At 39.2% G+C, this 19,211-nt stretch carries 19 protein-coding genes; 6 read left to right on the forward strand and 13 right to left on the reverse strand.

Going from position 1 to position 19,211, the window contains the following annotated elements:
- Positions 1-13: 13 nt before the first annotated feature.
- From kdsB to AC1M9L_RS01680, 8 genes are all read right to left on the reverse strand, one after another.
- Positions 14-775 carry a 3-deoxy-manno-octulosonate cytidylyltransferase gene (gene kdsB / locus AC1M9L_RS01645; RefSeq protein ID WP_481591157.1) on the reverse strand — a complete coding sequence of 254 codons (762 nt, stop codon included), beginning with the start codon at positions 773-775 and terminating at the stop codon, positions 14-16.
- A 9-nt stretch (positions 776-784) separates the two neighbouring features.
- Positions 785-1,795 (reverse strand): tetraacyldisaccharide 4'-kinase, encoded by a 1,011-nt coding sequence (gene lpxK, locus AC1M9L_RS01650; RefSeq protein ID WP_481591158.1) that lies wholly within the window; start codon positions 1,793-1,795, stop codon positions 785-787.
- A gap of 3 nt (positions 1,796-1,798) precedes the next feature.
- Positions 1,799-3,523: a lipid A export permease/ATP-binding protein MsbA gene (gene msbA, locus AC1M9L_RS01655; protein ID WP_035264595.1), complete on the reverse strand. Its 1,725-nt coding sequence runs from the start codon at positions 3,521-3,523 to the stop codon at positions 1,799-1,801.
- A 233-nt stretch (positions 3,524-3,756) separates the two neighbouring features.
- Entirely contained in the window at positions 3,757-4,647 is an 891-nt protein-coding gene (locus AC1M9L_RS01660) for a ParB/RepB/Spo0J family partition protein (RefSeq protein ID WP_035264597.1), read from the reverse strand.
- On the reverse strand, positions 4,644-5,426 hold the full coding sequence (locus tag AC1M9L_RS01665) for a ParA family protein (RefSeq protein ID WP_092766214.1): 783 nt from the start codon (positions 5,424-5,426) through the stop codon (positions 4,644-4,646). The genes AC1M9L_RS01660 and AC1M9L_RS01665 overlap by 4 nt, the downstream gene beginning before the upstream one ends.
- Before the next feature lie 23 nt (positions 5,427-5,449).
- Positions 5,450-6,082, reverse strand: coding sequence for a 16S rRNA (guanine(527)-N(7))-methyltransferase RsmG (gene rsmG, locus AC1M9L_RS01670; RefSeq protein ID WP_481591159.1), 633 nt, complete (start codon positions 6,080-6,082; stop codon positions 5,450-5,452).
- An 85-nt stretch (positions 6,083-6,167) separates the two neighbouring features.
- Positions 6,168-6,857, reverse strand: a complete 690-nt coding sequence (murU, locus tag AC1M9L_RS01675; RefSeq protein ID WP_481591160.1) for an N-acetylmuramate alpha-1-phosphate uridylyltransferase MurU — start codon at positions 6,855-6,857, stop codon at positions 6,168-6,170.
- Positions 6,854-7,870 carry an aminoglycoside phosphotransferase family protein gene (locus AC1M9L_RS01680; protein ID WP_481591161.1) on the reverse strand — a complete coding sequence of 339 codons (1,017 nt, stop codon included), beginning with the start codon at positions 7,868-7,870 and terminating at the stop codon, positions 6,854-6,856. The genes murU and AC1M9L_RS01680 overlap by 4 nt, the downstream gene beginning before the upstream one ends.
- A 119-nt stretch (positions 7,871-7,989) precedes the next feature.
- On the opposite strand from AC1M9L_RS01680, the gene AC1M9L_RS01685 reads away from it, so the two are divergent.
- Together AC1M9L_RS01685 and AC1M9L_RS01690 are read left to right on the forward strand one after the other, a co-directional pair.
- Positions 7,990-10,464, forward strand: coding sequence for an LPS-assembly protein LptD (locus tag AC1M9L_RS01685; RefSeq protein ID WP_481587015.1), 2,475 nt, complete (start codon positions 7,990-7,992; stop codon positions 10,462-10,464).
- Positions 10,464-11,762 carry a peptidylprolyl isomerase gene (locus tag AC1M9L_RS01690; RefSeq protein ID WP_481591162.1) on the forward strand — a complete coding sequence of 433 codons (1,299 nt, stop codon included), beginning with the start codon at positions 10,464-10,466 and terminating at the stop codon, positions 11,760-11,762. Before AC1M9L_RS01685 ends, AC1M9L_RS01690 begins: the two co-directional genes overlap by 1 nt.
- Before the next feature lie 107 nt (positions 11,763-11,869).
- On the opposite strand, the gene hfq is transcribed toward AC1M9L_RS01690, so the two are convergent.
- The 4 genes from hfq to tsaE all read right to left on the reverse strand — a co-directional run bounded on the left by hfq (position 11,870) and on the right by tsaE (position 15,725).
- Positions 11,870-12,256, reverse strand: coding sequence for an RNA chaperone Hfq (hfq, locus tag AC1M9L_RS01695; RefSeq protein ID WP_481591163.1), 387 nt, complete (start codon positions 12,254-12,256; stop codon positions 11,870-11,872).
- Positions 12,257-12,345: 89 nt separating this feature from the next.
- Positions 12,346-13,290 (reverse strand): tRNA (adenosine(37)-N6)-dimethylallyltransferase MiaA, encoded by a 945-nt coding sequence (miaA, locus tag AC1M9L_RS01700; protein WP_481591164.1) that lies wholly within the window; start codon positions 13,288-13,290, stop codon positions 12,346-12,348.
- A gap of 6 nt (positions 13,291-13,296) precedes the next feature.
- Positions 13,297-15,249, reverse strand: a complete 1,953-nt coding sequence (mutL, locus tag AC1M9L_RS01705; protein ID WP_180027668.1) for a DNA mismatch repair endonuclease MutL — start codon at positions 15,247-15,249, stop codon at positions 13,297-13,299.
- A gap of 8 nt (positions 15,250-15,257) precedes the next feature.
- Positions 15,258-15,725 (reverse strand): tRNA (adenosine(37)-N6)-threonylcarbamoyltransferase complex ATPase subunit type 1 TsaE, encoded by a 468-nt coding sequence (gene tsaE, locus AC1M9L_RS01710; protein ID WP_481591165.1) that lies wholly within the window; start codon positions 15,723-15,725, stop codon positions 15,258-15,260.
- Positions 15,726-15,841: 116 nt separating this feature from the next.
- Here tsaE and AC1M9L_RS01715 point away from each other — a divergent pair, with 116 nt between their 5' ends.
- From AC1M9L_RS01715 to AC1M9L_RS01725, 3 genes are all read left to right on the forward strand, one after another.
- Positions 15,842-16,765 carry an RluA family pseudouridine synthase gene (locus AC1M9L_RS01715; RefSeq protein ID WP_481591166.1) on the forward strand — a complete coding sequence of 308 codons (924 nt, stop codon included), beginning with the start codon at positions 15,842-15,844 and terminating at the stop codon, positions 16,763-16,765.
- A gap of 106 nt (positions 16,766-16,871) precedes the next feature.
- Complete coding sequence (locus AC1M9L_RS01720) at positions 16,872-17,174, forward strand: type II toxin-antitoxin system RelB/DinJ family antitoxin (protein WP_092766206.1); 303 nt, start codon at positions 16,872-16,874, stop codon at positions 17,172-17,174.
- 121 nt (positions 17,175-17,295) lie between these two features.
- Positions 17,296-17,739: a GNAT family N-acetyltransferase gene (locus AC1M9L_RS01725; RefSeq protein ID WP_035264628.1), complete on the forward strand. Its 444-nt coding sequence runs from the start codon at positions 17,296-17,298 to the stop codon at positions 17,737-17,739.
- Between the two features lie 56 nt (positions 17,740-17,795).
- Here the strand turns inward: AC1M9L_RS01725 and AC1M9L_RS01730 are convergent, their stop codons facing one another.
- Positions 17,796-18,518: a pseudouridine synthase gene (locus tag AC1M9L_RS01730; protein ID WP_481591167.1), complete on the reverse strand. Its 723-nt coding sequence runs from the start codon at positions 18,516-18,518 to the stop codon at positions 17,796-17,798.
- Positions 18,519-18,641: 123 nt separating this feature from the next.
- Between AC1M9L_RS01730 and AC1M9L_RS01735 the strand changes: the two genes are divergently transcribed.
- The gene (locus tag AC1M9L_RS01735) at positions 18,642-19,094 is read left to right on the forward strand and encodes a DUF441 domain-containing protein (protein ID WP_092766204.1); all 453 of its coding nucleotides are present in this window, start codon (positions 18,642-18,644) and stop codon (positions 19,092-19,094) included.
- Positions 19,095-19,211 lie beyond the last annotated feature (117 nt).

Consider the following 19,211-nt stretch of genomic DNA (forward strand, 5'->3'; position numbering starts at 1 on the left):
TGACTAATCTGTACTATTGGAAATGAGAAATAGGCATTGCATTAAGACGGTCTAAATCTTGTTGCGTATCCACACCTGGTGGTAAGCTCACCTCTGCCACATCAATTGCGATTCGATGACCATTTTCTAAAACACGCAGTTGCTCAAGGCTTTCTAAAACCTCGAGATCTCCCTGATCCCATGTCACGTACTCTTGTAGCAACTTCACTCGATAGGCATATAAACCAAGATGTCGGTAGGCTTTTCGATGTAGTATCTGAGGTTGTTGCTTTGATCCATCACGATCATATGGAATGGTTGCACGACTGAAATAAAGCGCTTCATTGAACTTACTCATGACGACTTTGACAATACTATCGCGTTTAAACTCTTCTAATTCTTGGATCACTTCACACAAAGTGGACATTGAACATTCAGGCTTTTGCTCTAACAAAGAAGCAACCTGTTGGACTAAAGATGCAGGCAATAATGGTTCATCACCTTGCACATTTACAATAATATCTTCACTCGCCCAACCTTTGATTCGTGCAACTTCACTCAATCGGTCGGTTCCAGAAGGGTGTTCTGCACTGGTCAACACAACATCAATTTGTTCTGCCTTACAAAGATCAACAATTCTTTGATCGTCAGTAGCAACACATAAATCATCAAACCCAGTCACTTTTCGCGCCTGATCTACCACACGTAAAATCATTTCACGCCCGTGTATTTTAAGGAGTGGTTTTCCAGGTAACCGCGAACTTGCAAAGCGAGCAGGTATTACAATATGTTTCATGGATATTCCTTATGTGTTTACGATACCAAGTTTTGCAAGCTGTTGATCCAGCAAATCATAACAAGCTGATGATAAAGCTGCTTCAACAGGAACCACCCAAATTTCACGACTAAATTCTGGATGTTGTTTTAACAAAGGGAGGAGTTTCACAGCATCTTTTTCAGTGGTGATGATTGGATTTGAATCTTCAAATTGTAAATCATCAATCTGATAATCATAATGATCAGGAAATTCATGACACTGAAAATGCTTTAGGCCCATACTTTCAAGGGTTTTATAAAACCGTTGCGGGAACCCAATACCTACGACCGCATAATAATTCAAATCAGTGGCAAAATACTCAACTTGATCTTCGACTGGATTTAACAAGTACGGCGCCGCTACTTGTAATTGCATATACAGATCTGAACTTGGTTGTTCAGCATGCTCAATTACTGTACCACTGCATAACCGTGCTACTGGCTCACGCAAAAAACCTTCTGGCAACAGTTTCTGATTACCCAAACCACGATTGTTATCCAGCACAATCCATTCTAATTGACGATCAAGTGCCCAATGTTGCAAACCATCATCACTAATGATCAAATCAAGTTGATGCTTAGAGAGAAGCAACTCTATGCTTTTCTGTCGTTGCCCACCTACGACCATCGGCACGCCAGTAGATTGCACAATTAAACAGGGCTCATCACCCACTTCATTTGGCTCAGAATCGAGATTCACGCTTGCAGGAAAAGGACCTTTACCACCATAGCCTCGACTAATTACTCCAACTCGAATATTTTTTTGTTGAAGATATTTAACCAATTGAATTAATAACGGTGTTTTACCACTACCACCTACCGTTATATTGCCAATGACCATGACAGGAACTGGTGCAGTATAAATAGGTTTTATACCACGTTGATACAAGGCTTTGTTCAGGGAAAATCCTAATCGATAAAGCAATGACAGGGGTCGCAATACAATCAACCACTTGGATTGCTTATTCCAAGCGTTTTGAATGACCTGCGCAATAGACATAACTTATTCCTCAAAATTACGTTGATGCAGTTGGAAATATGCACCACGCAAATCGAGTAATTCCTGATGTGTTCCCTGCTCTAATATTCGACCTTTATCCATTACCACAATAAGATCTGCATTCTCAATCGTTGATAATCGATGTGCAATGACAATCGTTGTCCGATCCTGCATAGCTGCATCAAAAGCACGTTGAATGAAGTATTCAGACTCATTGTCTAATGCGCTTGTCGCTTCATCAAGAATTAAAATTGGAGCATTTTTTAAGATTGCGCGAGCAATTGCAATACGCTGTCTTTGTCCGCCAGATAAATTTAAACCTTGAGCACCTAATGGTGTGTCATAGCCTTGAGGCAGTGCCATAATAAAGTCATGGGCATAAGCAGCTTTCGCAGCAGCAATAATCTGCTCTTCCGAAGCATCTTGTAACTGACCATAAGCAATATTCTCACGAACAGTTCGGTTAAACAGCACGACTTGCTGATTGACCATAGCCACTTGTGAGCGTAACGCTGTAACTTCGATATCTTGAATATCATGGCCATCGAATTTGATTGACCCTGAACTTAATTCTTGAAAACGAACCAATAAGTTAACTAAAGAAGACTTACCAGCCCCCGAACGCCCCACCAACGCTACAGTCTGCCCAGCTTTAACATTTAAATTGAAATCATGAATGGCATGAAAACCATCGCTATATGTTAAATTTGCCTGATTAAATTCAATATTGCCTTTGAGTTGTGGTTTTAACTGCCCTTCATTTTTTTCTTCAGGCATATCCAATAATTCAAATACTGAATGTGCTGCAGCCATTCCTCGCTGTAATTTTTCATTGATATCGGTTAAAGCTTTAATCGGCTTACTCAACATACCGGCTGCAGTAATATACGCAACAAACTGACCCGCTGAAGTATCCTGTAATATCTCAGGTCTTAAAGCAATCCAAATCACAATACTTAAAGCGATCGCCATAATAAGTTGTACAACAGGACTATTTAATTGTTGTACTGCAACCATTTTTAAACCACGACGCAAGTTTTCGAGTGAGGTTTCTTTAAAACGAGTTTGCTCGTATGCCTGTCCACCAAACCCTTTAACAACCAGATTACCATTCACGGTTTCTTGCACTACATGGTTTACATCACCCATCGTATCTTGCACTTGAGTAGACAGCTTACGCATACGTTTAGCAGCTTTTCTAATCAACAAACCGATTAATGGCGCAAAAATCAAAATACATAAAGTCAAGCGCCAGTTGGAATAGAACAAATATCCTAACAGCGCAATGGTGATCAAACCTTGTTGTAATAAGGTTCTTAATGACTCCGTTGAGGCAGCAGTCAGCTGTTCAACGTTGTACATAATTTTGGCAGTAATATGACCACTAGTGTTATCTAAATAATATTGCGACGGCAATCGCATTAATTTAGCAAAAACTTCTTGGCGAATATTAAAAATTAGATTTCGAGAAATCACCGAAGTGTAGTATCCACCTAGAAATAGCCCCACTCCTCGTACAAACATCAAAACCACAACCAAAAATGGGAATAAGTTCGTGAAACTTCGATCCTGTTCTTGAATGGCATTGATAATATGCTCTAATAATTTCGCAACAGAAACTTCAGTCGCGGCATTCAGCACAAAACCAAATACAACAATCAATGCAATCGTCCAGTACTGTTTTAAGTAACTCAACAAACGCATATAAACTTTAAAATCTTGCTTCACTCACAACCTCTAATTGGTACGGTATCCTTAAACACCTAAACAGATTCAGCACGTATGCAATTTAATCATACATAATTCGAACATCGAATGCTAAAGTCTGCCCCACTCTAAAATCAATGACCTGATTGTATGGAATGATCAAAGTAAACCTTAGCTCAATTGGAGTATTGAGACCTAAATGACTTAAATCTCAAACTCATCTAAATAAATCACATTTACTGCTTTTAAATTAATTATTTTTCATCTAAACAGATATTTAGAATACCATCTAACTCATCAAGTGAATGATAATGAATCACAAGCTTACCTTTACCTTGCTTATTGTGATCAATTTTAACATCTGCACTGAAACGTTCAGAAAGACGCTGAGTCAGTTGCTCTAAATCAGCTGAAATTGATGGTTTTGGCTTATCCTGTTTTGGTGCATTAAAATCACGCACTAACTGTTCTGTTTGACGAACAGAAAGGTTTTTTTCAATGACAATTTTTGCAATTTCAATTTGGTCTTTTGCACGCAAAGTCAATATTGCACGCGCATGCCCCATATCTAATTGACCTTGTTGGATATGGTCTTTAATCGGATCCGCTAAGCTTAATAAGCGCAATAAATTACTTACTGTAGTACGTGCCTTGCCCACCGTTTCAGCAATTTCTTGGTGACTTAATCCAAACTCTTCATGAAAACGCTGCAATGCCATAGCTTGATCAATTGGATTTAAATCTTGGCGTTGAATGTTTTCAATTAATGCCAACGCAATTGCAACTTGATCTGACAAATCACGAACAATTGCAGGAACTTCATTTAGTCCAGCGATTTGAGCTGCTCGCCAACGGCGCTCCCCTGCAATAATTTCATATTGATGTACATCATCCTCAATTGGACGAATGACAATCGGCTGCATGATGCCATGCTTTTTAATAGAAGATGCTAATTCCTGAAGGTCTTCTTCATGAATAAAACGTCGCGGCTGATAATTACCACGTTTAAGAAGTTTGACATCTACTTGTTTGAGCTGACCATGATCTAATGACTGTGCTTCTAATTGTAATTTTTCTTTTTGAATAGAGCCCAATAACGCATCTAAGCCACGACCCTTTGCTAAGCCTCTTTTCTTCACGGTCATGCTTTACTTCCTTTTTTCACTTTGGTTTTTTTTAACATTTCAGCAGCAAGATTCAAATAAGCCACTGCACCCTTAGAACTTTTTTCAAAATAAATAATCGGTAACCCATGTGCTGGCGCTTCCGCTAAACGCACATTTCGAGGAATAACCGTTTCGTATAATTTTTTACCAAAATACTGCTCCAACTCATCCGACACATCACGTGTCAGCGCATTTCGAGCATCGTACATGGTACGCAATACACCAATGATTTCTAAATCAGGGTTTAACGCTTGTTGAATACGATCAATCGTTTGTGTTAAATCTGCCAAGCCTTCCAAGGCATAATATTCACACTGCATTGGAATGATCACGCTTTTAACAGCAGCCAATGCATTTACTGTGATCAAACTTAAGCTTGGTGCACAATCCACAATGATGTAATCAAACTTATCTTCAATTTGTTGGATCGCATCACGCAGAATAAATTCACGACCGTCTTGCTCAGCAATGGCTAATTCAACACCTGCTAAATCACGATTGGAGCCAATTACGCGATATCCAACTTCAGCTTTAGTGATGGCAGTTTCAATTGGCACTTCACCCAGTAAAACATCAGTTACTGAGTATAAGAGATCATTCTTTTGAATACCTGAACCCATAGTGGCATTGCCTTGAGAGTCCATATCAATCAACAATACTCGCTTTTTAAGCACTGCTAATGATGCAGCCAAATTTACAGCAGTCGTGGTTTTACCTACGCCACCTTTTTGGTTCGCAATAGCAATAATTTGAGCCATGGTAACCCCAATCCCTAGAATTTTTAAATTTGTTTAAGTAGCAATAAATGACGTTGTTCATCTAAACGAGGAACGTGAAGCTCAATAATTTCGCAACTCAACTCATCTTTATGGTTTTCAATTTCCTCAGCAGGAATTAAACCTTTCATAGAAGCAATAATACTGTTTTCATGCATAAAAGGACGAGAAGCAGTAATAAAATCTGTCAGTGAGGCGAAAGCACGACTGGTAATTACATCGAATTTACCCAGTTCATTAATACTCTCTTCATTCTCTACTCGAGTTTGAACTGCCACAACATTTTTTAGTTTTAGATCAGCAATAAACTGTTTGAGAAAACGAATTTTTTTTCCATTCGAATCCAGAAGCACACAGCTTCGCTCAGGTTGACATAGCGCGATGATCATCCCCGGCATACCACCACCGGTACCGATATCAAGCAATCGCCCTTGAGGCAAGTCTTTCAAGATACTGAGGCTATCCAACAAATGTTTAACTAACATTTCTTTAGGATCACGAATTGCGGTCAAGTTGTACGCCTTATTCCACAATACAAGCGCATCTTGATATTTTAATAATAAATTCAACGCTTCATCACTGAGTGATAAACCTAGTTTTTTACTACCTTGTTGTAACTCATGAAAAAAAGGATGCATAAACAGTAAACATCTCAATAAAATTAATCAAAGTATACCGTTTTATGCATCGTGGAACACTATTTAACGCTTAGTGAATACTCAGTTAGTTAAATTGTCCTTCTCGAATTTGCTGATCCAACTGCATCAACCTTTCTGGAGTACCCACATCCACCCACGTTTCTGCCATTTTTGCAGCAGAAATTCTGTGGTTGTACATAGCATCTTTAAGCAAAGGTGCTAAAGGACGCTTGCCCCATTCTAGACCTTGAAATAAACGAGGATGAATCACCGCAATACCACTATAAGTCAGATTTTCGCCCTCTTTTTCTTGCTCAAAAGTATAAGCACGACCATCTAATAGTGTGAAATCACCTTGAGGATGTTGTAGCGGATTTGGTACAAGTACCAAGTGTGCTAGATCTTCTTGTAAATCAAGCTCAAGCAACTGAGCAAAATCAAACTGAGTCCACACATCCCCATTGACGAGAATAAATGGTTCTTCACCCAACAACGGCAAAGCATTGATGATTCCACCAGCTGTTTCCAAACCCTCATCTTCACGCGTCCAGCGAATGTTCACACCAAACTGAGAACCATCGCCTAAAGCACCGATCAATTTGTCTGCCAGCCATGCCGAATTAATTATAATTTCACTAACACCAATAGACTTTAATTTTTCAATATGCCATACAATTAAAGGCTTTCCACCCACTTCCAACAATGGCTTTGGTTTATAAAGCGTTAAGGGGCGCATACGGTTACCCAGACCCGCTGCTAAAATCATAGCTTTCATGCAGCTACCACCTCATAGTGACCATACTTGGCTTCAAATGCATGTAGTACTTTATCTTCAATCCATTGAATAAATGGAGTGAGTTCAGCGTAAGGCTTCGACTCTTCGAGTAAATACCACATGACACGAGGCAGGTCTTTTAAATAGCCAGACTTTCCATCACGTTCAAACAATCGCACAAAAATACCTAAAATCTTTAAATGGCGTTGAATCGCCATGAAGTCAGCATCTTGAATAAAGCGCTCTAAATCACGATCAATTTTTGAATCATCTGGTAATAATTCATAGAAGGTTTTAAACCATTGTTTTACACGTGCTGGAGGCCATTGCACGTATGCATCACGTGTAATTGAAATCAAGTCGTAGGTATCCGCACCGATTACCGCATCTTGAAAATCAATTACGCCTTGTTCTTGTTCATCATTCAACAACATGAGATTACGACTGTGAAAGTCTCGATGAACAATCACTTGTGGTTGAGCTAAAGCCGCATTTGCCAATATCGCAAAAGTGCGCTTAATCAAACCTTGTTCATCAGCATTTAATCGAATATTTAATGATGGAAGCAACCAATCTGTGAATAACTCCATTTCACTGATTAATTTTTCGTAACTATATTCTGGAAACTGATCCACACCACTAATAGACTGTAATTGAATGAGTTGTTTAAAACTCTGTAAATAATGCTGATCTACCGTGTCATTGTTTAAATGGTTCGCTAAAAGCTCATCCCCAAAATCTTCAAGAAGCAACAACCCTTGCTCTAAATCCTTTGCAACAATATGTGGAACACGAACACCATGACGATCGAAGAATTCATCAATCGTCACAAAAGGTACACAATCTTCTTTTTCTGGAGGTGCATCCATTAACATAAATGATTTATTATTCAAGGTGATTCGCGCATAGCGACGGAAACTGGCATCGCCTGCTAAATATTTTATTTCGAACTGCTCTGATTGAAGTACAGATTGCACCCACGTATGTATCAATTGTTCACGTTGTGTATTCATTTGCTATAAATTCTAGTACAGGCTGAATATTTAAAGTGCTAAGTGTAGCCACTAATCCGTTTTTTCTCTATGATGCGACAATAATTAATTGCAATTTGCATACTTGGTTAATGATATAAATGAAGCATCAGTTTACTTTCAGCCCTTTGGCGACTGCTATTTTAACCTTATTGTGTGGTAGCACAGTCTCAAGTTATGCCGACTCTAAAGACAGTACAACTGAGGTGGACAATCAAGCACTTCAAACTGCAATTAAAGAAAGCTACCCTGGTCAGCGCTTCTTTGATCAATATTATGTCAATAAAAATTCAGCCGAAGCGCAACAACGTAGCACGTTCTCCCCAAGCTCGAAATTTTGTGCTCAAACTTGGTTGACACCAATCAGCCCTGATACTAAAGCAGTTGATCCTGAGCAAGCAACATCGATCATCACCGCTGATCGTGCATATTACAATCCAAATGGTGATTCAGAATTAGAAGGCAATGTCATCATCGATCAGCAAGGTCGTATGGTTCGTGCAGATAAGATTAAAATTGACAATACTCAGACCCATGCCAAAGCTTCTGGCAATGTACAGTTAGCACAAGCGGGTTTATTGGCTCAAAGTGATCAAATTGACTACAATTTAAAAACCCAAACGGGACGCCTCAATAACAGCTTTTATATTTCAGAAGCGACACATGGGCATGGTCGTGCAGAAAATATTGAGCGCACCTCACCCAATATTTTACTCCTTCAGAATGCAACTTATAGCACGTGTCCACCTGAGCAAAGCCCAACGTGGAAGATTCAAGCCAATTCGATTGAGTTAAATCAAGACACTGGGCGTGGCGTGACCAAAGGCACTAAACTATATATTAAAAACACACCAGTGCTGGCTGTGCCATATTTCAATTTCCCTATTGATGATCGTCGTACCACTGGCTTATTAAACCCAGGTTTTGGTTATACAAACGATGGTGGTTTAGAACTTGAAGCGCCAATTTATCTCAATTTAGCACCCAATTATGATGCAACTATAACCCCACGTTTTATTGGCGGTCGTGGATTGATGGCTGAAGGTGAGTTCAGGTATCTGACTGAACAATATGGTGGTGGCCGTATTTGGGGTGGTTATTTAGCACAAGATCGTAAATATGATGATGAAGATCGTAAAGATTTACACCTTTTGCACAATTGGAAAATCAATGACCAATGGACGACCAACCTAGAATATAACTATGTTTCTGATAAAGACTTCTTTGCAGATCTAGACAGCAATCCGAATACAAGAACAGAGTTAAACCAACGCCGCGCTTGGGATCTTAATTACGCGAATGGAATTCCAGGGTTACGCGCGCAACTCAAAGTTGAAGACTTCCAGACGCTAGACCCTGATGTTGATGATGTTGATCGCCCCTATGCACGACTACCGCAATTGCTCGTCAATTATATCACTGGCAATCCGCAAGGACTGGAATATGAATTTAATAACGATACAGCATATTTCCAAAAAGATATTAATGACTTAAATGCTTCAGACAACTCAAATATGGACACCATTTATCAACCAAGTGGTACACGTCTTTATAATGAGTTTTCTGCTCGATATAACTTCCGCAATCAGTGGTCATTCTTTATACCACAAGCATCAGTTCGCTCTATAAATACTTTCTTTGATCAAAATACGATTGATCGTATCACTGAAGAACAAAGAAAAAACACCAAAGATAATGCAGTTATAGTTCCAGAGTTTACTTTAGATGCTGGTCTTATCTTTGAAAAAGATGGAAAATTCTTACAAACCATCACACCACGTGCATTCTATGCTTATGCACCACACAGAAATCAAAACAGTTCACCGAACTTTGACTCAACCGCAGCGTCCCTGAATTACGATCAACTCTTTAATCCACGTCGCTTTTATGGCCACGACCGCCTAGAAGATAATAACTTCTTATCACTCGGGGTAAGTTACAGCCTCTTTGATACAATCGGATTAGAACGTTTACGTGCCAGCATCGGACAAAGTTACTATTTTGAAGACCGTAAGGTGACTTTGAATAATAGTCAAAATGACCCATTTAATACTGAGCGTCAAACTGGTCCTGTGATCAGCATTGCCAGCCAGCTTTCTCAGAACTTTACTGTGAATGCAAACTCAATGTGGATGTCTAACGGAGATAATGCTCAACGTGATCTACAAGTGTATTACACAGGTGATCAAGGTAACCTATACAACTTTGGTTATTTTAATCGTAAGCGACTTGAAGATCGTCAAGACCACTATGACCAAGTTACAGCATCCTTTATACAACCTGTGAAAGGTAATTGGAATTTGATGGGTCATATGCAATATGATCTAGACAACAGTGTTGCACGCGAGTACCTTTTAGGTATTAATTATGAGTCGTGCTGCTGGGGTGTTTCGGTCTATGGTCGCTCTTATTACAATGACTTAGATGATGTTAATGCACCAGACACCAAACAAAAACGTGCTGTAATGGCAGAGTTTACACTTAAAGGACTTGGTGGCTTAAACAGTAAGTTAAGCTCTTTACTGGAAAATCGAATCTTGGGTTTCGATAAAGTTAAACAAAATTGGACGAATTAATGAAGATGCAAAATTTAAAACAACTCTTTAAAGCTTCAGCGTTAGCACTTGTTATTTCTGCATCAGTGTCAAGTTATGCAAACCCATCAGATCAAATCGTTGCTATTGTTGGCAAAAGCGCCATTTTAAAAAGTGACATTGCACAAGGTGTCGCTGAGCTACAACATCAGCTTAAAGCTCAAAAACAGGATGTACCACCACTTCAGGTACTTGAAAATCAAGCCCTGAATAAACTTATCATCCAAAATGCGCAACTTGAACAAGTAAAACGCTATGGCATTCAAGTTGATGAAAAAACTTTAAATGATGCTGTACTTAATGTTGCTCGCCAGTCGAACAGTAATAGCCTAGAAGACTTCCAGCAAAAGCTTGACCGTATGGCTCCAGGCACTTATGAAAACCTACGTGCTAAAGTCGCTGATGATCTTGCTATTCAGCGCTTACGTCAACAACAAGTGATGTCACGCATCAAAATCAGCGACCAAGATGTTGAAAACTTCCTCAAATCACCGGAAGGTCAAGCTGCTGTGGGTACTCAAGCTCACGTGATTCACTTCAGAATTTCTGGTGAAGCCTCTCAACAAGAACTCACTCAAGTCGCGCAACAAGTTCAAGATGCACTTCAAGCTTCGAATGATGTAGATGCGATACAGAAACAATTTTCTACATCTACAATTAAAGTTGAAGGTGCAGATATGGGCTCGCGCTCAATCGCAGATATTCCAGAAGAACTTGCATCGAGTATCGCTTTAGTTTCACCAGGCAATACTACTGATTTAATTCAGGCTCGAGATGGCATCCACTTGTTGAAACTCTTAGAGCGCAAGTCAAATCAGAAAAAGACAATTGTGCCACAATACCAAACTCGCCATATTCTGATTAAGACTTCTGAAGTGGTGAGTCCTGAAAATGCCAAACACACTATTGACAGTATCTATAGCCGTGTAAAGGCAGGTGATGATTTTGCAGTCCTTGCTGCAACTTATTCTAATGATCCAGGTTCTGCACGTGATGGTGGTAGCTTAGGTTGGGTTTCACCAGGTATGATGGTGCCAGAGTTTGATCAAAAAATGCAGACTGCGAAAATTGGCGAAGTCAGTGAACCTTTTGAAACACAGTTTGGTTGGCATATTTTGCAAGTTACTGATGCACGTCAGCAAGACATGACTCAGGAACAGCAAAAACGCATAGCGCGCCAAATTCTTGGTGACCGTCAATTTGATGCAGAGTTAGATGGCTGGTTAAGAGAGCTTCGCGCAAGTACATACGTTGAAATTAAACAACCCAACCAAAACTAATTTTTTCTTAATTGAGAGCCTCCACTATGGGGGCTTTAATTTTAATTTTTAGGCTGTTCATATAAAAAAAGGCACCTTCATCAGGTGCCTTTTTGATTACTCAAAAATTAACGATTGTTATCGTCTTCTTGAGCATCATCAAATTTTGTTTCGCCATCAAAGTTTGGTGTAGAAGTGGCACCAAAGCCACCTTGACCACCGAAGCCACCTTGACCACCGAAGCCACCTTGATGACCACCGAAGCCGCCTTGAGCACCAGCAGGAGCGCCTGCAGGAGCACCAGCAGGACGTGGATTACGTGCAGGTACAACTGTTGAAATAGCGTGTTTGTAAACCATTTGGCTTACCGTGTTTTTTAATAATACAACGTATTGGTCAAATGATTCGATATGGCCTTGTAATTTAATACCGTTGACTAAAAAGATTGAAACTGGAATACGTTCCTTACGGAGAGAGTTTAAGAACGGATCTTGTAAAGTTTGACCTTTAGACATGTTATACTCCAAAAAATAAAATCAGCGCAAAAAAACTATCTTTATTTTTCAATTAAAATTTATAAAAAAGATAGTGAGTAAATTTTGCTTTATCCATATAAGTTTCGCAAGTCTTCTTGAGCTTGCTTTATCGTCAAAAAAGTTTGAAAACTGTGCGCTTCTTGCAAAGAACGTAACCAAGTGTATTGACGTTTAGCAAGTTGTCGTGTTGCAAACAAACACTTGTCTTCCATATCTTGCTTAGATTTGAGACTTCTATCACTATTTTTAAGAAAATCTAAAGCTTGGCGATATCCAACAGATCTCGCCGATGGCAAATTATCGTTTAAATCGTATTTTTCAATCAGATACTCCACCTCATTTAAAAAACCGATATCCCACATTATTTTTAGGCGCAGTTCAATTCTTTTGTGTAATTCTATACGATCAGGTAATAGCGCATAATTATGAAAATTGTAACGATATGGCTGTTTTTTAGGCTGTTCAGCTTGAAGCTCAGTGATAGGTCGACCTGTCAGACGATAGACTTCTAGCGCGCGTATAATGCGCTGACGATCACTCACTTTAAACTTCTCACCTGCCATAGGATCGACACGCTTTAACTCTTCGTAGACGCTCTCCCAACCCAATGCCATGGCTTCATTTTCAATTTGTTGACGTACCTTTTCATCAGCATTAGGGAGATTCATTGCCAAGCCTTCCAACAGTGCTTTGTAGTACAACATCGTCCCACCCACCAAAATTGGGGTCTTACCGCGTGAATGTATTTCATCAATCAGCAGCGATGCATCTTCAACGAATTGAGCTGCCGAATAAACCTCGAGCGGTGTAATAATATCAATCAAGTGATGTGGATATCGTTCCTGCTCTTCTTTTGATGGCTTTGCCGAACCGATATCCATGTCCTTATAGATTAACGTAGAATCCACTGAAACAATTTCAAAATTACCGCGCTCATATAGCTCGCATGCCAAAGCAGTTTTCCCACTCGCAGTCGGCCCCATTAAGTTGATGACTGGCATTTGATTTGACATGTACAATTACTCTCCTCGAGCAAATAATTTATCTAATTGACTAAGTGGAAAAGCTCTCCAAGTCGGTCGTCCATGATTACATTGACTTGCAAACTCAGTTTGTTCCATCTGCCTCAACAGTGCATTCATTTCAGAAATACTTAACATTCGATGCGCACGCACTGCGCCATGACATGCCATCCCTGCCAAGATATGGTCTCTTTTTTGTTGTAAAGCACTGGCCTCATCATTGGGATCAAGATCATTCAAAAGTTCTGGGATTAATGCATTAAAATCAGCTTTGTGCAAAATAGCAGGCACACCTCGCACTATCACTTGCTCATCGCCATATTGATCAATTTCTAAACCAAGCCGCGCCAACTGAGGCTTAAGGTCTTCGATACGCGTGGCTTGCATGCGTGTAATTGAAATCACTTTTGGAATAAGCAACTGCTGTGATGTCCAAAATTCAGGTTTATCCCAAGCAGATTTCATTTGCTGCAACAAGATTCGCTCATGCGCAGCATGCATATCCACAATGATCAAACCTTCAGAATTTTGCGCCAGAATATAAATTCCATGAAGTTGTGCAATTGCAATCCCCAAGGGGAACTCATCAACTCTAGACGATGTTGATTCCATCTCAGCATCATGAGGAACTTCAAAATTAGATGACGTTTCTTTCAAAGGTGCCAAATAAGATTTGAGTGCATTACTGATATTAGAATTTGAATAAGGCTGGCTCGGCGCACTATATTGAACTGACTGAGGCTGTTTAACACTAAAATCTGTTAAATACCCCTCATGACTCGATTCCTGCAACGTCTGGGACATAGGGGGCGATGCTGGAGCATTTTGATGCAGATTAAATTGCTCTTGATAACGTGGTAACTGTACTGATGGTGCGATGACATCTTGATCAAGCTTTAAAGCCTGGGCTAAATCCGCAGTCGCAGTTTGAAATTGCGACAAAGTTTCTTTGGCAAAATGACGTACAAATTCGTGTACTTCACGTTGATTCAAAAATCGAATTTCATGTTTAGTCGGATGCACATTCACATCAATAAATTCAGGATCAACTTCTAAGAACAACAAATAAGCTGCATGTTGATGCCCATGCAAGATGCCATCATAGGCCATTCGCAAAGCATGAGAGATTGTTTTATCTTTTACGATACGACCATTCACGTACACATACTGCAAATCACTTTGTGCTCGAGCATCAGAAGGATGACCTAACCATCCTGATAAGCGCATATTGACACTATCAGCATCGATCCAATACGCATTTTCCGTAAATTGTCGACCTAAAAGCTGCTGTACACGTTGAAATCTGAGTTGACCACTGTCTGCGACAGGCAAATTTAAACGAATAGCACCATTATGTTCCAGCACAATCCGAATATCGAAATGCGTTAAGGCTAAGCGCCGTACGATTTCTTCAATGTGACCAAATTCCGTATTTGGCTTTTTTAAAAACTTTCGTCTTGCTGGCACATTAAAAAATAAATCTTGTACACGTATGTGTGTGCCTTGCTGAGTAGCAACAGCTTGAATCTCTTGATGATCAAAGGCCGTGCCGTTTACTTCGACCTGATAACCAATTCCTGAATCATCACGACTACTGGTCAAGGTCAAGCGCGAAACAGCAGCAATGGAAGCCAAGGCTTCTCCCCGAAAACCTAAGCTCACAATTGCATGTAAATCTTCAGCAGTTTGAATTTTACTGGTCGCATGACGCATGACCGCAAGCGGAAGATCCTCAGGATGAATCCCTTTGCCATTATCGATAATCTCAATCAGCGTACTACCGCCTTGTTCGACTCGAATGATTAATTCAGTCGCACCTGCATCAATGGAGTTTTCTAGAAGTTCCTTCACCACTGATGCAGGACGTTCAATTACCTCTCCCGCAGCAATTTGGTTTGCTAATGCAGGAGATAAGGTTTGAATTCGATTCAAGCTAAGATCATGCGCCATAGATTTATTTAAAACTGTGTCTTTAATTTTGCGAGTAAAGCTTCATCATTTGCAGAAATTGTGACATGACGTACTGATTCATCATCAGATTTCTCAATATTCAAGATAACATCTGCATTTGGAATTTCGTCACCACCTTTAGAGGGCCATTCAAACAAGAATAGTGCATCAGCAATATCCAGATAATCACGAATACCCATCAACTCAAGTTCATAAGGATCATTCAAACGATACAAATCAAAATGAAAGACATCCTGCTGATTGATTTTATAGGGTTCAACCAGTGTATAAGTCGGGCTTTTAACCGCACCACGATGACCTAAATTTTGTAGCCAATAACGCGTCAGGGTGGTTTTACCCGCACCCAAATCTCCAATGAGGTATATGACACCCTTTTCAATACACTGCCCTAAACATGCAGCTAATTTTTGAGTATCTGCTTCATCATTTAAGTTGAGTTGAAAAGAATATTGCATCTGGATCACATTAGACATCTGTTGAAGAGGTATAATAGCATGCTCCTGAACAGTGCCTATCTAGACTTGTTCAAAAACTCATTCATCTGATCATTTTTTTATTCTGTTGTCTTGTTATGCCAAAATCAAATTCAGAAAGTGCCCCAAGTTTTACGCCACCGATGATCAATGGTGTAACAGCCAGCAAAGTATTTCTTCCAAATCTACAAATCTCCCCAATTACGATTTATGATTTTCTCATTCAAGCCTTTTCTCATATAGACGCACTGGAGTGGCAACAACGTTTTCAAGATGGTCTTATTTATAATGCAGATGGCAACAAACTTTCCATCAACTCGGCGTATCAACCTAATTCTCATATTTTTTATTATCGTTTTTTAGCAAACGAAATTCATGTTCCGTTTAAGGAAAAAATTTTATACGAAAACGATGATCTGCTCGTGGTGGATAAACCTCATTTTTTAACCATGAGTCCGACAGGTCAATATGTTCAAGAAACCTTATTGGTGAGATTAAAGCAGTTCACTGATAATCCTCATCTCACACCGATTCATCGTTTAGACCGCGAAACAGCAGGTGTTGTTTTATTTTCAAAAAAAGTCGAAAGTCGCGGAGTCTATCAACAACTTTTTGCAGATCGAAAGGTATCCAAAACATATCAAGCCATCGCACCTTACTCAAAAGATTTAGTCTTTCCACAAACAGTCGAATTGCGCATGGAAAAGGGAAATCCATTTTATATAATGAAAGTATGTGAAGGCGTCACCAATTCTGTCACTGAAATTGACCTGATAGAACACAATTCACAGTGGGGACGATATATTTTGAAACCACTGACCGGTAAGCAACATCAACTCCGCGTTCACCTCAATGCGCTCAACATTCCAATCAAAAATGATCCTTTTTATCCGGTAATCGCGCATAAAGCTGAGGATGATTTCAGTGCTCCGTTGCAATTACTTGCTGATGAGCTTCAATTTATTGATCCGATATTAAATATTGAAATGCACTTTAAAAGCACGCAAACACTGACATTGTAGATTCATTGTAATGACAAATTTATATAATTTTCACGTTCAGACATTGAAATTACATTTACTTAGATTAAAATAAGCACTTAAATTTAGAGTCGTTTGGTTTTAATTCATGAGAAAAACAGAAGTTTATCAAGTCCGACTTGACTCACAAGAAAAAAAACAAGCCTTTGCAGTTTTTAAGCAATTGGGGATTACACCAGCGCAAGCAGTGCGTTTATTTTTCAAACAAGTTGTACTGACAAAGTCCATTCCTTTTGCAATCGAAAATCAAACGATCAACATGGATCAATTGTTGAAACTCAAAAAGCTTAAGCAAGAACAACAAGATTCTAATACTACAACTTCGAGTTTAGATGACGACGATTTTTTTGCAGAATTGAATGCACTTTTGGGTGAAAGCGATAAAGATTAATTTTTGACATAAGTTAACTTTGTCGTATTTTTAAACAATTTAATTTACAGCGCCCTGCGCAAATATGTTTAGCTCTTCATCATAACAAGATTAAAAATAATGATCTGAGGAGAGCTCAACGGTGATAGTACGGAAAGCCACAACAGAAGATCTCAATCAACTCGCTGTACTATTTGATGAATACCGACAGTTTTATGGCGCATCATCCAATATTCAACAATCCTATGATTTTCTAAAACAGCGATTCGAAAACCAACAAAGTGTTATTTTTATTCACATCAAAAATGATGTAATCACTGGCTTCGTGATTCTTTATTTAGGTTTTTCATCCCATGCTTGTTCAAGCTACTACATTCTAGATGATGTATATGTCACTCCAATTTATAGAAGACAAGGTTCAGCCAAACAACTCATTGACACTGCAATTTTGTTTGCACAATCCGAAAAAGCCAGTCGAATTTCATTAGAGACACAACGAAGTAACTTTCAATCTCACCAACTTTACGAAAAGATGGGCTTCGTCAAAGACAATGAATTCCAAACCTATCATTGCTTTCTATCCTAAGGCATTACACAACATATCGTCTTGAGAATAGAGTCTTTAGCATTGATGATTTAAATCTAAAGGAGTTGAGCATCAGGACTTTGATTTTTTGCGGCGAGTATTTGCTGTTCAGTGAGATAGCAATATTCACCTTCAGCAAGCTGATCTAATTTTAATTGTCCAATTTGCAGTCGATGCAATGATTCAACACGATTTCCCACAGCAGCAACCATACGTTTAACTTGATGATAAACGCCTTGATGCACTGTAAATTGTAGGTGTTGTTCGCTTATGAGTTGAATGTCTGTTGCTTGAAACAATCCTGTTTCATTGCGAAGCTCTACACCTTGCCCCAATTGAATGATTTGCTGCTCAGTGACTGGATCTGCTGTATGCATTTGATAAACTTTAGGAACATGTTTTTTAGGATGAGTCAGCGCTTGCAGAAATTGTCCATCATCTGTAAGTAACAATATACCAGTCGTGTCTTGATCTAAACGTCCGACTGTTTGCACTCCCCTTTGCAACAATATGTCATCGATTAATTCAAACACGCTGAAGTGATGCGTCGCTTGATGCGAGCATTCATAGCCTACTGGTTTATTGAGTGCTATATAAACTTTTTCACGATAAGTATATTCATCGTTATACACGTGGAAGCTAAGACCTTGAAGCTTCAGTTTATATTTCGGGTCCGTGATCACAGTACCATCAATGACCACTGCACCAACTTTAATTAATTGTTGACAATATTTTCGTGATCCAAAGCCTTGAGACTGTAACATTTTTTCCAGAACCATGAATCACTTCCATTACTTACAATATTCGTTGAAATTTAAAGGATGCCATCTGAATGCAGACTTTAAATCAGTTAAACTATTATAACTTTCAAGTACTGTCCTGATAAGCACTGGATCTTCTTTATGTCTCAATTAGACCTCAATTTAATCGTTCTAATCATTTTATTGGCATGTGGAATATTCAGTCAAAATACAGCTGTCACAATTGCAGTCGCAGTACTTATTGTTTTTCGTATCACCCCTTTAAACGAGTATTTTCCATTGCTTCAACAGCATGGTTTAAATATCGGCATTATTATCCTCACCATTGGCGTACTCACGCCAATTGCCAGTGGCACCATTCCGGGTAAAGATATCCTCAAGTCATTCTTGAGCTTAAACTCAATTTTAGCCATTGGAATCGGATTATTGGTGGCATGGTTAGGTGGTCGTGGCGTAACGCTTATGGCGAATCAGCCAAATATTGTCGCTGGACTTCTGATTGGTACTGTAGCAGGTGTGGCTATTTTACGTGGCGTCCCTGTTGGACCTTTAATTGCAGCAGGAATACTTTCCATTATTATTGGCACTTCTTGAAACAGGTTGCTTTCACGACTGAGCAATCATTTCACAAACGCAACAGTCATTATTTGTTGGTTTGATCTTTTAGAACTGCAGTAAAGTATTTTGATTACGGATACTTGCACAGTTTAA

The organism is Acinetobacter sp. ANC_7511 (assembly GCF_056779975.1).

Coding starts and splice junctions, on each gene's coding strand:
- AC1M9L_RS01720 (WP_092766206.1), top strand. CDS start 16,872: ATGAGAAAAACAGAAGTTTATCAAGTCCGACTTGACTCACAAGAAAAA.
- lpxK (WP_481591158.1), bottom strand. CDS start 1,795: ATGTCTATTGCGCAGGTCATTCAAAACGCTTGGAATAAGCAATCCAAG.
- miaA (WP_481591164.1), bottom strand. CDS start 13,290: ATGTCAAATCAAATGCCAGTCATCAACTTAATGGGGCCGACTGCGAGT.
- tsaE (WP_481591165.1), bottom strand. CDS start 15,725: ATGCAATATTCTTTTCAACTCAACTTAAATGATGAAGCAGATACTCAA.
- AC1M9L_RS01730 (WP_481591167.1), bottom strand. CDS start 18,518: ATGGTTCTGGAAAAAATGTTACAGTCTCAAGGCTTTGGATCACGAAAA.
- kdsB (WP_481591157.1), bottom strand. CDS start 775: ATGAAACATATTGTAATACCTGCTCGCTTTGCAAGTTCGCGGTTACCT.
- AC1M9L_RS01665 (WP_092766214.1), bottom strand. CDS start 5,426: ATGGCTCAAATTATTGCTATTGCGAACCAAAAAGGTGGCGTAGGTAAA.
- rsmG (WP_481591159.1), bottom strand. CDS start 6,082: ATGCATCCTTTTTTTCATGAGTTACAACAAGGTAGTAAAAAACTAGGT.
- AC1M9L_RS01685 (WP_481587015.1), top strand. CDS start 7,990: ATGAAGCATCAGTTTACTTTCAGCCCTTTGGCGACTGCTATTTTAACC.
- AC1M9L_RS01690 (WP_481591162.1), top strand. CDS start 10,464: ATGAAGATGCAAAATTTAAAACAACTCTTTAAAGCTTCAGCGTTAGCA.
- murU (WP_481591160.1), bottom strand. CDS start 6,857: ATGAAAGCTATGATTTTAGCAGCGGGTCTGGGTAACCGTATGCGCCCC.
- AC1M9L_RS01680 (WP_481591161.1), bottom strand. CDS start 7,870: ATGAATACACAACGTGAACAATTGATACATACGTGGGTGCAATCTGTA.
- AC1M9L_RS01735 (WP_092766204.1), top strand. CDS start 18,642: ATGTCTCAATTAGACCTCAATTTAATCGTTCTAATCATTTTATTGGCA.
- mutL (WP_180027668.1), bottom strand. CDS start 15,249: ATGGCGCATGATCTTAGCTTGAATCGAATTCAAACCTTATCTCCTGCA.
- AC1M9L_RS01715 (WP_481591166.1), top strand. CDS start 15,842: ATGCCAAAATCAAATTCAGAAAGTGCCCCAAGTTTTACGCCACCGATG.
- AC1M9L_RS01660 (WP_035264597.1), bottom strand. CDS start 4,647: ATGACCGTGAAGAAAAGAGGCTTAGCAAAGGGTCGTGGCTTAGATGCG.
- hfq (WP_481591163.1), bottom strand. CDS start 12,256: ATGTCTAAAGGTCAAACTTTACAAGATCCGTTCTTAAACTCTCTCCGT.